The sequence below is a fragment of the Nonomuraea sp. NPDC049714 genome, from assembly GCF_044465295.1.
Lineage (GTDB): Bacteria > Actinomycetota > Actinomycetes > Streptosporangiales > Streptosporangiaceae > Nonomuraea.
The window spans coordinates 294,949-307,983 of sequence record NZ_JBITLM010000006.1 but is presented as its reverse complement, the minus strand read 5'-3'; the positions used below and the strand labels follow the sequence as shown (position 1 = coordinate 307,983).

Annotated in this window: 16 protein-coding genes; 4 read left to right on the top strand and 12 right to left on the bottom strand. The window is 69.0% G+C overall.

Translation table 11 applies throughout. From position 1 onward, the window contains the following. Positions 1 to 19: 19 nt before the first annotated feature. Both purE and ACIBQX_RS24930 read right to left on the bottom strand, forming a co-directional pair. Positions 20 to 526, bottom strand: coding sequence for a 5-(carboxyamino)imidazole ribonucleotide mutase (gene purE / locus ACIBQX_RS24935; RefSeq protein WP_397008363.1), 507 nt, complete (start codon positions 524 to 526; stop codon positions 20 to 22). Next, a complete protein-coding gene (locus ACIBQX_RS24930; protein ID WP_397008361.1) occupies positions 523 to 1,671 on the bottom strand; it encodes a 5-(carboxyamino)imidazole ribonucleotide synthase in 1,149 nt (382 codons plus the stop codon). Before ACIBQX_RS24930 ends, purE begins: the two co-directional genes overlap by 4 nt. Positions 1,672 to 1,805: 134 nt before the next feature. On the opposite strand from ACIBQX_RS24930, the gene ACIBQX_RS24925 reads away from it, so the two are divergent. Continuing rightward, positions 1,806 to 2,288 (top strand): GtrA family protein, encoded by a 483-nt coding sequence (locus tag ACIBQX_RS24925; protein ID WP_397008359.1) that lies wholly within the window; start codon positions 1,806 to 1,808, stop codon positions 2,286 to 2,288. Here the strand turns inward: ACIBQX_RS24925 and ACIBQX_RS24920 are convergent. The 8 genes from ACIBQX_RS24920 to ACIBQX_RS24885 form a co-directional block, all read right to left on the bottom strand. After that, the gene (locus ACIBQX_RS24920; protein WP_397008357.1) at positions 2,272 to 3,549 is read right to left on the bottom strand and encodes an ATP-binding protein; all 1,278 of its coding nucleotides are present in this window, start codon (positions 3,547 to 3,549) and stop codon (positions 2,272 to 2,274) included. The two genes, ACIBQX_RS24925 and ACIBQX_RS24920, sit on opposite strands and share 17 nt — an antisense overlap. 2 nt (positions 3,550 to 3,551) lie before the next feature. Beyond that, positions 3,552 to 4,220, bottom strand: a complete 669-nt coding sequence (locus ACIBQX_RS24915; protein WP_043620820.1) for a response regulator transcription factor — start codon at positions 4,218 to 4,220, stop codon at positions 3,552 to 3,554. A 323-nt stretch (positions 4,221 to 4,543) separates the two neighbouring features. Continuing rightward, entirely contained in the window at positions 4,544 to 5,026 is a 483-nt protein-coding gene (gene bfr / locus ACIBQX_RS24910) for a bacterioferritin (protein ID WP_397008355.1), read from the bottom strand. Between the two features lie 16 nt (positions 5,027 to 5,042). Beyond that, a complete protein-coding gene (locus ACIBQX_RS24905) occupies positions 5,043 to 5,219 on the bottom strand; it encodes a bacterioferritin-associated ferredoxin (RefSeq protein ID WP_397008353.1) in 177 nt (58 codons plus the stop codon). A gap of 112 nt (positions 5,220 to 5,331) precedes the next feature. Continuing rightward, a complete protein-coding gene (locus ACIBQX_RS24900) occupies positions 5,332 to 5,952 on the bottom strand; it encodes an MBL fold metallo-hydrolase (RefSeq protein WP_397008351.1) in 621 nt (206 codons plus the stop codon). Next, entirely contained in the window at positions 5,952 to 7,037 is a 1,086-nt protein-coding gene (locus tag ACIBQX_RS24895; RefSeq protein WP_397008349.1) for an S-(hydroxymethyl)mycothiol dehydrogenase, read from the bottom strand. Before ACIBQX_RS24895 ends, ACIBQX_RS24900 begins: the two co-directional genes overlap by 1 nt. A gap of 63 nt (positions 7,038 to 7,100) precedes the next feature. After that, positions 7,101 to 7,613, bottom strand: a complete 513-nt coding sequence (locus ACIBQX_RS24890; protein ID WP_397008347.1) for a PH domain-containing protein — start codon at positions 7,611 to 7,613, stop codon at positions 7,101 to 7,103. A 33-nt stretch (positions 7,614 to 7,646) separates the two neighbouring features. After that, positions 7,647 to 8,486, bottom strand: a complete 840-nt coding sequence (locus ACIBQX_RS24885; protein WP_397008835.1) for a biotin--[acetyl-CoA-carboxylase] ligase — start codon at positions 8,484 to 8,486, stop codon at positions 7,647 to 7,649. 90 nt (positions 8,487 to 8,576) lie between these two features. On the opposite strand from ACIBQX_RS24885, the gene fdhD reads away from it, so the two are divergent. Genes fdhD through ACIBQX_RS24870 form a run of 3 tightly spaced genes read left to right on the top strand, consistent with a single transcriptional unit; the run spans position 8,577 to position 10,909 of the window. Next, entirely contained in the window at positions 8,577 to 9,431 is an 855-nt protein-coding gene (gene fdhD, locus ACIBQX_RS24880; protein WP_397008345.1) for a formate dehydrogenase accessory sulfurtransferase FdhD, read from the top strand. Positions 9,432 to 9,488: 57 nt separating this feature from the next. Beyond that, on the top strand, positions 9,489 to 10,565 hold the full coding sequence (locus ACIBQX_RS24875; RefSeq protein WP_397008343.1) for an epoxide hydrolase family protein: 1,077 nt from the start codon (positions 9,489 to 9,491) through the stop codon (positions 10,563 to 10,565). 53 nt (positions 10,566 to 10,618) lie between these two features. Next, the gene (locus ACIBQX_RS24870; RefSeq protein WP_397008341.1) at positions 10,619 to 10,909 is read left to right on the top strand and encodes a hypothetical protein; all 291 of its coding nucleotides are present in this window, start codon (positions 10,619 to 10,621) and stop codon (positions 10,907 to 10,909) included. Between the two features lie 3 nt (positions 10,910 to 10,912). Here ACIBQX_RS24870 and ACIBQX_RS24865 read toward each other — a convergent pair whose 3' ends face one another. After that, positions 10,913 to 11,653: an HNH endonuclease gene (locus tag ACIBQX_RS24865; RefSeq protein ID WP_397008339.1), complete on the bottom strand. Its 741-nt coding sequence runs from the start codon at positions 11,651 to 11,653 to the stop codon at positions 10,913 to 10,915. Next, entirely contained in the window at positions 11,650 to 13,026 is a 1,377-nt protein-coding gene (locus tag ACIBQX_RS24860; RefSeq protein WP_397008337.1) for an AAA family ATPase, read from the bottom strand. The genes ACIBQX_RS24865 and ACIBQX_RS24860 overlap by 4 nt, the downstream gene beginning before the upstream one ends. Positions 13,027 to 13,035: the final 9 nt, after the last annotated feature.

Genomic DNA, 13,035 nt, shown 5'->3' with positions numbered 1-13,035 from the left:
CGCCGCCGAGAAGAGCCGGTCAGCCCGCCGAGGCCAGCGTGGCGGCCTCCGCGCGCAGGCGCTCGCCCTTGGCGTGGGCCTGCTCCTTCAGCCGCACCTGGAACTCCTCCATGCGGGCGCGCAGCCCCGCGTCACTGGCCGCGAGGATGCGTACGGCCAGCAGCCCGGCGTTGCGGGCGCCGCCGACGGCGACGGTCGCGACCGGCACCCCGGCGGGCATCTGGACGATCGACAGCAGGGAGTCCATCCCGTCGAGGTACTTCAGCGGCACGGGCACGCCGATGACCGGCAGCGGCGTCACCGAGGCCAGCATGCCGGGCAGGTGCGCCGCGCCGCCCGCCCCGGCGATGATGACCTGGACGCCGCGCCCGGCCGCCTGGCGGCCGTACTCGATCATCTCGGCCGGCATCCGGTGCGCCGAGACCACGTCGACCTCGAACGGCAGGTCGAACTCCGCGACGGCCTCCGCCGCCGCCCGCATCACCGGCCAGTCGGAGTCGCTGCCCATCACGATGCCGATCGTCATACGTACTCCCCGGTGGTCAGGTGGACGGCGGCGTGGCGGGCGCGGGCGCGTACCTCTTCGAGGTCGTCGCCGACCGCGGTGACGTGGCCGATCTTGCGGCCGGGGCGCACCTGCTTGCCGTAGAAGTGCACCTTGACGGCCGGGTCGTGGGCCATCACGTGCTCGTAGCGCTTGAACAGGTCCGGGTCGTCGCCGCCGAGCAGGTTGGCCATGACGACGACCGGCGCGGTCATCGTGGGCGAGCCGAGCGGCAGGTCGAGCACGGCGCGCAGGTGCTGCTCGAACTGGGAGGTGAGCGCGCCCTCGATCGTCCAGTGGCCGCTGTTGTGCGGGCGCATGGCCAGCTCGTTGACCAGCAGCCCGCCGGCCGTCTGGAACATCTCCACCGCCAGCAGCCCGGTCACGCCGAGCTCGTGCGCGATGTTCAGCGCCAGGCGCTGGGCCTGCGCGGCCTCCTCGGGGTCGAGCCCGGGGGCCGGGGCGAGCACCTCGACGCAGATGCCGTCCTGCTGCACCGTCTCCACGACGGGGTAGCTGACGCCCTGGTCGTGCGGCGAGCGGGCGACGAGCACGGCCAGTTCGCGCTCGAACGGCACGAAGGCCTCGGCCATCAGCGGGATCCCGGCCGCGAACGCCTCGGCGACCTCGGCCTCGGTGCGGCACATCCAGACGCCGCGGCCGTCGTAGCCGCCCCGGACGGCCTTGAGCACCACCGGCCAGCCGTGCTCGGCGGCGAACGCGACCGCTTCCTCCGCGTCGGACACGCGGGCCCAGGCCGGGCACGGCGCGCCGATCGAGGTCAGCCGCTCGCGCATGACCGCCTTGTCCTGGGCGTGCACGAGCGCGTCGGCGCCCGGGTGCACCTGGACGCCGTGGGCCGCCAGGGCCCTGATGTGCTCGGTGGGGACGTGCTCGTGGTCGAACGTGATCGCGTCGCAGCCCTTGGCGAAATCGCGCAGGTCGGACAGGTCACGGTAGTCGCCGAGGCGAGTGTCGACGATCACCCGGGCGGCGCTCTCGTCAGGCGCGCCCGCCAGCACGCGGAGCTCTATGCCGAGGGCGATGGCGGACTGCTGGGTCATCCTGGCGAGCTGGCCGGCGCCAACCACGCCGACGACCGGTCCGATGGGGCTGTATGCGTTCACGTAAGGTGAGCATACCCGTCCGCTTCCAGGAGGGTTCGAGCGAGATTCCGGCATGTGTTCGTGGCGGCCACCCGGGGCAGTAAGGTACCCCGGTACGCTGAAGTCGTGTCTAAGGGAAGGGCCGAGTAGGAGACGTGCGGTTCCTGAAAAGCCTCTACCAGCGGTTCGCGGATCTGGTCCATGAGCTGACCAAGTTCGGCACCATCGGCGCCGCCGCGTTCGTGATCGACACCGGCATGTACAACCTGTTCCTGCTGGTCCTCGACTGGGGGCCGCTCACCTCCAAGGTGCTGGCCACGGTCATCTCGGCGTCCTTCGCCTACGCGGGCAACCGCTTCTGGACCTTCCGGCACCGCGAGCAGAGCGGGCTTCGGCGCGAATACTTCCTGTTCTTCCTGCTCAACGGCATCGCCCTGCTGTTCGGCCTGCTGGTGATCGGCTTCACCACCTACACCCTGAAGATGGACGACGCGGTCAGCCTCAACATCGCCAACATCGTCGGGGTCGGCCTGGGCACGCTGTTCCGCTTCTGGTCGTACAAGAAGTGGGTGTTCCTGGAGGCGACCACGCCGATCCCGGTGGAGCTGCCCGAGGCCGGGATCAGGCAGGACCGCTGACCACCCGGTTCCGGCCGTTGTCGTCGGCCGGTCGCAGGAAGAGTGCGAACTTCGCGGGGCGCCGCCGTACCAACTCCAGCCGTCCGCCGTCCGCGGCGGCCAGGGCGCGGGCGAGCGTCAGGCCGAGACCGGTGCCGCCGCCCCCGCTCACGCTGCGCTCGAAGACTTTGGGCGCCAGGTCGTCCGAGATGCCCGCGCCCTCGTCGGAGACCTCGATCACCACGTAGTTGTCGCCGCAGGTCGTCGCCACCGTGACGGTGCCGGCGCCGTGGCGCAGGGAGTTCTCCAGCAGGGTGGCGATGACCTGGCCGAACCCTCCGGTGGTGGCCAGCGCCTTGAGGTCGCGGGTGCCCGCGAGCACCAGCGTGCGGCCCACGCCGCGGAAGACCGGCTGCCACTCGGTCACCTGCTGGATGAGCACCTCGTCGATGGCGACCGGCTCCGCCTGGGCGTGGCGCTGCCTGCGGGCCGCCGCGAGCAGCTCGTCGATCACCGCGGTCAGCCGCTCGGCCTGCACGATGGCCGCCTCGCCCTCCTCCCGCACCACCTCGGGGTGGTCGGAGGCCGCGACGATCTCCTCCAGCCGCATGGTGAGCCCGGTCAGCGGGGTGCGGAGCTGGTGGGAGGCGTCGGTCGCGAACTCGCGTTCGCGGGTGAGCAGGTCGGAGATGCGGGTGGCGCTGCGGTCCAGGACCTCGGCGACCTGGTCCAGCTCCGGGATGCCGTAGCGGTGCTTGCTCGGCCGGGCCTCACCCGAGCCGAGCCGTTCGGCGATCCCGGCGAGGTCCAGCAGGGGCAGGGTGAGCCGGCGGGACTGCACGATGGCCAGTCCCACCGCCACCGCGAGAGCCGCGACCGCCAGGGCCACGATCAGCAGCAGGCGGGCGTAGACGTCCTGCTCGATCTGGGCCCGGTCACGGCTCACCCGGACGAAGATGCCGCTGTCGGACTCGGCGTCCTCCGTCATCTGCTCCCCGGAAGACGGCGGGGCGCCGACGATGGTGGCCTTGGGAGGGTTGCCTCGTTCGAATATCTGTATGTACCGGTCCGGATATTTCTGCTCCAGCTGCTTGGGATCGAGCGGCGTCTCCTGAATGCGGGCGTACTCGACCTCCCCCACCAGGCGGGTCGCCTCCGCCCTGAGCTCCTGTGCGGCCTCGTCGACGATCAGCCGGCTGACCACGATGCCGAGCGGCACCCCGAGCAGCAGGACGGCGATGGCGGCGACGACCAGGGTGGAGGAGAGCAGTCGTCGGCGCATGCCTACTCGCGTTCGAAGCGGAAGCCGACTCCTCGGACGGTGGTGATGTATCGAGGCTTGGCCGCGTCGTCGCCCAGTTTGCGGCGCAGCCACGAGATGTGCATGTCGAGTGTCTTGGTGGAGCCCCACCAGTTGGTGTCCCACACCTCCCTCATGATCTGCTCGCGGGTGACTACCTTGCCCGCGTCGCGGACCAGAACTCTGAGCAGGTCGAATTCCTTGGTGGTCAGGTGCAGCTCCTTCTCTCCCATCCAGGCCCGGCGGGAGTCGGCGTCGATGCGGACCCCTTGGACCACCGGGGTCTCCGAGGTGCCGCGGCGCAGCAGTGCCCGCACTCTGGCCAGTAGTTCGGCAAGCCGGAACGGCTTGGTGACGTAGTCGTCGGCGCCGGCGTCGAGGCCGACGACGGTGTCAACCTCGTCGACGCGGGCGGTGAGGATCAGCACCGGGGTGCCGTGCCCTTCGGCACGGATCCGGCGGGCCACCTCCAGGCCGTCCATCTCAGGCAGGCCAAGGTCAAGAACGATGAGGTCGATGCCCCCCGACAGAGCCCTCTCCAGGGCCTGCGGGCCGTCGGGGCTCACCTCAACCTGATAGCCCTCTCGGCGCAGCGCACGCGCGAGCGGCTCGGAAATCGAGGTGTCATCCTCGGCGAGAAGTACGCAGGTCATGAAGCGATCGTAGGACCTTAGAGGATCGTTTCCCGGGCACAGCGCACGGTTTGACTCGTCGTTGACCTATCCATTGACCTGGCCAAACACGGCTAAACATCGGTTAGTCGTGATTAAATTACCGCGATCATCGGGGGGAAAAGCAATACGTGACCATGCCCGGTGGTGGCATGCCCGATCCCGCCGCCGGGCGTGCCGGGCGTGTCGGGGGCGCGCCGGGTGTGTCGGGGGCCGTGTCGGGTGTGTCGGGGGGGCCGAAAGCACGTCAGCCCGCCTGAAAGAGCGCGATGACGCTCCAAACAGGACGGGCGGCGGGCGGGACGTCAGTCCCCGGACGGCGGCTCGGCGTAGCGGGCGAGGTAGAGCTGCTCGCCCAGGGTCTCCATGAGGCCCAGCTCGGTTTCGAGATAGTCGATGTGCTTCTCCTCGTCCTCCAGGATCTCCTCGAAGATCCGGGCCGAGGTCACGTCGCCCTTCTCCCTCATCAGCTCGATGCCCGGCCGCAGCCGCTGCACCACCGAGAGCTCGACCTCCAGGTCGGCACGGAGCTGCTCACGGACCGTCTGGCCGATGTGCAGGGTGCCGAGCCGCTGATAGTTGGGCAGCCCCTCCAAGAAGAGGATGCGGTCGGTGAGGCGTTCGGCGTGACGCATCTCGTCGATCGACTCGTCGCGGGTATAGTCGGCGAGCTTGGTGTATCCCCAGTTCTGCTGCATCTTGGCGTGCAGGAAGTACTGGTTGATCGCCGTGAGCTCGGCCGTCAGCTGCTCGTTGAGCAGCTCGATGATCTGCTTGTCGCCCTGCATGAACGGGCCCCTTGTGCTATGCGGTGGTCAGTTCCTGAGACCTTTTCAGGATTGCACAGATCTTCCGCACACAAGTGGCACAGTCCCCGCCGGCCCCCGTGGTGTCGCGAACCTGCTTGGCGCTGGTGGCCCCGCTCGCGATGCAATCGTGGACGTCGTTCTCGGTGACGGCGCGGCACACGCACACGTACATTCGGGGGCCGGCCTCTCGGAAGCAGGGGATCTTTGGTAAGGCATACCTAACATAGCTTACTTAAGTAAGGCTTGCCTATGTCAGATACGCCACAGATCCACAAACCCCCAGCTCAGTGCCCGCGCGTGAGCCACTCCTCCAGATGCGGAGCCTCGACCCCGATCGACGTCGACTCACCGTGCCCGGTGTGCACGACCGTCTCGGCGGGCAGTGTCAGCAGCCGGTCCCTGATCGAATCGATGATCGTGCCGAACGACGAGTAGGAGCGCCCGGTCGCCCCCGGGCCGCCCTTGAACAGCGTGTCGCCGCTGAACAGCACGCACACCTCGGGCGCGTACAGGCAGACCGCCCCCGGCGCGTGGCCGGGGGTGTGCAGCACCTCCAGGGAGATCCCGCCGGTCTCGATCTTCTCGCCGTCGGTCAGGGGGACGTACGGCACGCTGTCGCCGTACACCTGAGACCACAGGACCTCGTCGGCGGGGTGCAGCCGGATCGGCGCGCCGGTCAGCTCGGCGAGCTCGGCCGCCGCGTTGATGTGGTCGTTGTGCGCGTGGGTGCAGACGATGGCCTTGACCTCGCGCCCGCCCACCCGCTGGGCGATGGCCCCGGCGTCGTGCGCGGCGTCGATGACGACCACCTCGCGCGCGTCGCCCACCAGCCAGACGTTGTTGTCGACGTCCCATGTGCCGCCGTCGAGCGAGAACGTGCCGGACGTGACGACCTTGTCGATCATCAGAGGACCACCACCGAGCGCAGCACGTCACCGCGGTGCATCTTGGCGAACGCCTCCTCGACCTGGTCGAGCGCGATCGTCTCGGTCACGAACTTGTCCAGCGGCAGCCGGTGCTGCAGGAACAGGTCGATGAGCATCGGGAAGTCGCGGCTGGGCAGGCAGTCGCCGTACCACGACGACTTGAGCGAGCCGCCGCGGCCGAACACGTCGAGCAGCGGCAGCTCCAGCCGCATCTCCGGGGTCGGCACGCCGACCAGGACGACGGTGCCGGCCAGGTCGCGGGCGTAGAAGGCCTGCTTGTAGGTCTCGGGGCGGCCCACCGCCTCGATCACCACGTCGGCGCCGTGGCCGCCGGTGAGGTCGCGGATGGCCTCGACCGGGTCGCTCGCGCCGGAGTTGACGACGTCGGTGGCGCCGAACCCGCGCGCCCACTCCAGCTTGCGGTCGTCCAGGTCCACCGCGATGATCTTGGACGCGCCGGCCAGTGACGCGCCGAGGATCGCCGCGTCGCCGACCCCGCCGCAGCCGATGACCGCCACCGTGTCGCCGCGGGTGACGCCGCCGGTGTTGATGGCGGCCCCGATCCCGGCCATCACGCCGCAGCCCAGCAGCCCGGCCACCGTCGCGGGCGCCTCGGCCGACACCTTGGTGCACTGCCCGGCGGCGACCAGCGTCTTCTCCAGGAACGCGCCGATGCCCAGCGCGGGTGAGAGCTCGGTGCCGTCCGCCAGGGTCATCTTCTGGGTGGCGTTGTGGGTGGCGAAGCAGTACCACGGCCGACCGCGCAGGCACGCCCGGCACTGGCCGCACACGGCCCGCCAGTTGAGGATGACGAAGTCACCCGGCTCCAGCCCGGTGACGCCCTCGCCGACCGCCTCCACCGTGCCCGCGGCCTCATGCCCGAGCAGGAACGGGAACTCGTCGTTGATCCCGCCTTCCCGGTAGTGCAGGTCGGTGTGGCAGACCCCGCAGGCCTGGACGTTCACCACCGCCTCGCCGGGACCCGGATCCGGCACGATCACCGTCTCGATGGAAACTTCCTGGCCCTTGCCCCGGGCGATGACGCCCTGCACTTCGTACGGCATGGCAGCCATCTTGGGTCAGAGCGGTGATCTCCGCAAGACATGAGGCCGCACCACGCCGAAACCTCAGTGGTTGTCGGGCTCGCCGTCGGAGGCGTCTTCCACCAGGCGGAACAGATCCATGCGGACGTCCTGGATCTTGGGGATGTCGCGCAGCACGATCTGGCCCCGGTCGCCCGCCGACTCCACGACCAGCGTGCCGCAGCCGAGCATCCGCTCGGCGAAGGTCTGGTCGGAGCTCACGGTGTTGACCTTGGCCATCGGGATCTCGTCCGTCGACTTGTTGAGCACCCCGGTGTTGATCGTGAAGCGGTGCGTGGTGAGCACGTAGCCGGTGTTCTTCCACTGCAGGTAGGGGACGAACGACCAGATCGTCAGCAGGAGCAGCGCGATGACGCCGACCGCGATCCTTGCGTAGAAGGAGTACTCCCAAGCACCCGGGATGAAGTAGATCGCCGCACCCGCGCCACCGGCGATGAGGACGAGGGCGACGAAGGGGACGATGAGCCGCTTCCAATGAGGGTTGAAGGAGCGCACGCGCCGCTCACCCTGCGTCAGATGATGGTCGGGAATGGTCATGGGCAAATGGTGCCACCCAGTCGTCCCCGAGGGCTATGCCGTCGGCCGAACATGCACGACGTCACCCGCGCTCAGCGTCGACGTCACGCCGCCCGCCACCACCTGGAGGTGGCCGGCGGCGTCGATGCCGGTGGCCTGCCCGGCGAGCGCCGCGCCACCCGGCAGCTCGACCCTGACCTGGCGGCCGACCGTGGCGGAGATCGCCAGGTAGGCGGCGCGCAGCCCGCAGGCGTCGGCGTCGCCGCCGGACTCCACCCACTCGCGGTAGTGCACCTCCACCTCCCTGAGCACCGCCCTGAGCAGCGGATCGCGGTCCAGGCAGGCCGCCTTCTCGATGGCCAGCGACGTGGCCGTCTCCACGGGGAGCTCCTCCTGCCTGACCGAGACGTTGAGGCCCATGCCGACGACCACCGCGCCCTCACTGCGCTCGGCGAGCACGCCGGCCAGCTTGCGCTCGCCGATGAGCAGATCGTTGGGCCACTTCAGGCGTACGTCCACCTCGGCGAGCCGGCGCACGGCGGAGGCGGCGGCCACGCCGAACAGCAGGGTCAGCCAGCCGAACGCGGTGGCCGGCACCGGCGGCCTGAGCAGGACGGAGAACGTCAGGCCGGCTCGGGCCGGAACGGTCCAGGTGCGGCCCAGCCGGCCGCGGCCCGCGAGCTGCTCCTCGGCGACCAGCACCGCGCCCTCCCCCGCTCCGCCCTGCCCGTGCGCGGCGGCGGCGAGGTCGGCGTTGGTCGAGCCGGTGCTGTCGACGACCGTGATCCCGGTCCACAGCGAGCCCGGCCACACCAGGGCGCGGTTGAGCGCCGCCTCGGACAGAGGCGGGCGGTCCAGATCCGAGTAGCGCGACACCAGTCCATCCTCCCGCACCTCCTGGCCGGTCACGCCCAGCTCAGAACCGACGGTGGAAGGCGGGAGGGCGGTCACGCCCAGCTCAGGGCCGCGGTGGAAGATGGGAGGGTGGGCAAGCCACCGAATACGCGCCCCGGCCCTTCTACCCGCACGCGTGTCCGCCGGCTCACCGGCGCCGTGGCCGTCGACCGCCGCGACGACCTGGCCACCGAGGAGCCGCTGGAGGTCCGCCTCGCCACTCCTGGCGGCGGGCACAGGACCGTCGCCATCACCATGCGCACCCCCGGCCACGACTTCGAGCTCGCCGCCGGGTTCCTGCTCGGCGAGGGCGCGGTGCGGCCGGGCGGCATCGCCTCCATCGCCTACTGCACCGACGAGGACCTGCCGCCCGCGGCCCGCTACAACACGGTCACCGTACGCCTGCGTGGCCCGGTCCCCGAGCTGCCCGCGCTGGACCGCCACTTCGTCACCTCCAGCGCGTGCGGCGTCTGCGGCGCGGCCGGCCTCGACAACCTGCACGAGCGCTGCCGCCCGCTCCCCGAGGACGGGCTGCGGATCACCCCCAAGATCCTGTACGGCCTGCCGGACGCGTTGCGGCGGGCCCAGGGGGTGTTCGGCAAGACGGGGGGCCTGCACGCGGCCGGGCTGTTCACCGCCGAGGGCGCGCGGGTGGCGGTGCGCGAGGACGTGGGCAGGCACAACGCGGTGGACAAGTTGGTCGGCTGGGCAGGGCTGAGCGAGCGCCTCCCGCTGTCCGGCCACATGCTCATGGTCAGCGGCAGGGCCGGCTACGAGATCTTGCAGAAGGCGCTGGCGGCGGGCATCCCCACGGTGTGCGCGGTCTCGGCGCCCTCCTCGCTCGCCGTCGACCTGGCCAGGGAGTTCGGGATGACGCTGGTCGGGTTCCTGCGCGGCGAGGGCTGCAACGTCTACGCCGGACGGGAACGGATTGTTGTGGAATGAACCGTTCCGTTCTGCTATAGTTGGAACAGAACAAGCCGTTCCGACTTAGGAGCCTCCGTGATCCACCCCTTCCGCGTCGAGATCCCTCAGGCCGACCTCGACGACCTCCAGGCCCGCCTGGCCCTGACCCGCTTCACCGACGAGATCCCCGGCGCCGACCAGGGCGTCTCCGTCGAGCGGGTCAAGCGGCTGGTCACCCGCTGGCGCGACGGCTTCGACTGGCGCGCCGTGGAGGCCGGGCTCAACGCCCACCCCCAGTTCACCACCGAGATCGACGGCCAGAACATCCACTTCCTGCACGTCCGCTCGCAGAACCCCGACGCGCTTCCACTCATCCTCACCCACGGCTGGCCGGGCTCGATCGCCGAGTACCTCAACGCCATCGAGCCCCTGTCCCAGCACTTCCACCTGGTCATCCCGTCGCTTCCCGGCGCCGGCTTCTCCGGCCCTACCAAGGAGCTCGGCTGGAACACCCAGCGCATCGCCCGCGCCTGGGCCGAGCTGATGTCCCGCCTCGGCTACGAGCGCTACGGCGCGGCCGGCAACGACGGCGGCTCGATGATCTCCCCCGAGATCGGCCGGATCGACCCCGACCACGTCGTCGGCGTGCACGTCACCCAGATCTTCTCCTTCCCCTCCGGCGACCCGGCCGAGTTCGCCGGCCTCACCGAGGAGGACCAGGCCGGCCTGGCCGTGCTCGACTGGTTCTGGAAGGAGAAGGGCGCCTTCAACATCCTGCACTCCCAGCAGCCGCAGACCCTCGCCCACGCCCTCGCCGACTCCCCCGCCGGGCTGGTGGGCTGGCTCGCCCAGCTCTTCGACGAGGACCTGGACGACGACTTCGTCCTGACGAACGCCGCCATCCACTGGCTCACCGGCACCGCCGGCTCCGCCCTGCGCCTGTACTGGGAGAACGCCCGCGCCGAGCAGCCCACGGAGCCCACCACCGTGCCCCTGGCCCTGGCCATGGCGGAGGGCGACTTCAAGTCCATCCGGCCGTTCGCGAACCGCGACCACGCGAACATCGTCTCCTGGCACACCCTCCCCGCCCCGGCGCGCGGCCACTACACCGCCCACTCGGCCACCGACGCCCTGACCACGGACCTCCGCACCTTCTTCGCCGCCCTCACCTGATCGCCCCGGCGGCTGGCATGCTGGGAGCCCGGCGCCCACAAGGAGATCACGCGATGACCCAGCAGCCCACGGTCCGACGCACCCCCCTCAACGCGGAGGAGCGGGCCCGGAGCGAGGCGAACTTCGCCCCCCTGGTCGCCGAGCACCTGGCCACCAGCGGCCGCTTCCGGGTCAGCGCCGACACCCCGGAGCTGGTGGAACTGTTCCAGGCGGTCGCCCGCCGCGTCGGCGAGATGCTCCAGCGCCCAGTGGTCAGCTACTCGAACGGCCGCTACCTGATGATCACCTTCGCCGACGAGACCCCGAGCCTCACCAGCGAAACCTCCTACCCGGCACGACTGTGACCGTCAGTTCTCACACGTGACCTGAGGCCACAGGTGCAGGCTCGGGTCCGCGAGGGCGTCGACCACTTCCTGACCGTCGAGGACCAGTGCCGCACGAGGATGATGACGATGGCGGAGCATGGTGTAGAGAACATCGACGAACGGCTGGTCGCATAGCGCTCTCGTCAGCCTGTCCGCCCTTGCCGCCTGGCCGGCCTGAAGCGCTCGAGAGCGGTCCCGCAGCACGGCGCACATGCAGTCGAACGCAGAGATCCGTGCGTTTTCCAGATCCTGCCGGTTCAAACCGAAGACAGCGATGGTCTCTTCACCCCGAGGCGTCAGCGCCTCATATTTTCCAGTGGCGAGTCTGAGAACGAGATGGTCGTGTGGATCTTCACTGGACGGATCGACGAGCATCGGACAGCCCTCGTGGTCACGTGGAAAGCGATCTCGTTTCTCGTGACTGTTGCAGTGTGAGCAGGCCAGGAAATGATTGAGCCAGTCGAAGGCCCGGAGCGGAGCCTCTGCTAGCGGCTCGAAGTGGTCAATGTCGGCGCTCAAGTGATCACCGCAGTACATACAGGATTTGATCCCCACGACCATGGTTTCGAGGCGCGCTCTGACCTGACTCCTTATGCCGTCGGCGGATTTCCACCGCTTACGCGCCAACGCGGTATCCGCCTGATCGGCGGACAACTTCTCGGTGGCGACTCGGAGCCGATCCGTCAGATCGAAGGGCAGCGCCGGACGATGAACAGGAATCACGACGGCTCGGTCAAACTCGCTGCGACTTCGTTCACCCTGGTGGTCAGAGAGCTCTTCAGCTCCTCACGCAGGACCTCGTACTCATGCTCCTCCTCGGTGGAGGCGGTGTTGTCCAGTATCGCCCGCTCAAGCACGACAAGCCGCTGCCGCTGTTTCTCGGCCTCGTCGGAGTAGAGAGAGTCCATGCCGAACAGCTCGGTCAGAAGAGCATCGTCACCGCTGCCCTTGACGATCCGCTGGTACAGAGCCTTTCCGACGACTCTGGGGGGCGCTTCCTCGTCAAGTCCCGCGAGCCGGATCAACCCGCCGGGGTCGGCACTCTGACAAATGTAGGGGCTGTGCGACGTCACGATGAACTGCACGGCCGGGAAACGCTCCGTGAGCCATCCGCCGATCTTCTTCTGCCAGCTCACATGGAGGTGCGCGTCCACCTCGTCGATGAGGACCACACCAGGCAGATGGAAACGAGGCCGATCCTCTCCAGCGCCCGGCTGATCAGGTCGATACGCGTGCTTGCCGGCAACCCTGCTTCCCTGCTTGTCGCCATAGACCTGCTCCATATGCCGCACCAGATCGAGAACGAGCGCGGTGACCGTACGATAGCCGTCGCTCATTTCTCGTAGGGCGATGACGTGACCGTCCCGTCTGACCCATAGACCGTCGCTGTCGACTCGCTCCACCCGGAATCCGTCGGGAAGCAGTCCGTCGTTGAGCAGCGCGATGACGAAACTCAGCAACTCCGCCGCGCCCGGTCGCCCTTCCAGTTGCCGCAGATGCAGATCGATCAGCCAGCTGACGCTCTCCGCGAGTGAAGCGTCCTCGTGAAAAAGACTCGCCATCCTTGAGACGGGCCCGGTACTCACCATGAGACGCTGGGTTTCGGAGGAGCCGCCGGTCAGCCGACGGAAAGGCCCGTAACCGACGAAGAACCAGCCACGCGGATTACGCGCCCACGGCCCGAAAACCGCCTCATAACTTTCACTGCTGAGCAGAGGTTCCCGCCCATACCGATCAGTGTCCTCGACCACCTCGCGTGACCATTCAAGCCGCGCTTCCAGGCGGTCCCTCGACGGCACATCGCCTCCGCTGAAGCGATCCCAGGTCCGGTCCTGGACGATCTCCGCCGCGATGACTCCGTCATGAACCCCTGCGGAGATCCAGTCCGCGAAGTCAGTGACCACGCTGTGCGCGACGGTCGGTCCCGCCATGGCCAGCGCGATCGCACGCAGCAGCGTCGTCTTGCCCGAGCCGTTCCGACCCGCCATGACGGTCCATCCGGCATGAGTGCCATCTGGCCGGGTCAGGCGCAGGTCGACATCGCGCTTCCCGGAGAAGCCCCGTATTCCGGAGACCTTGATCTCGCTGATGTACACGGTCGTCTC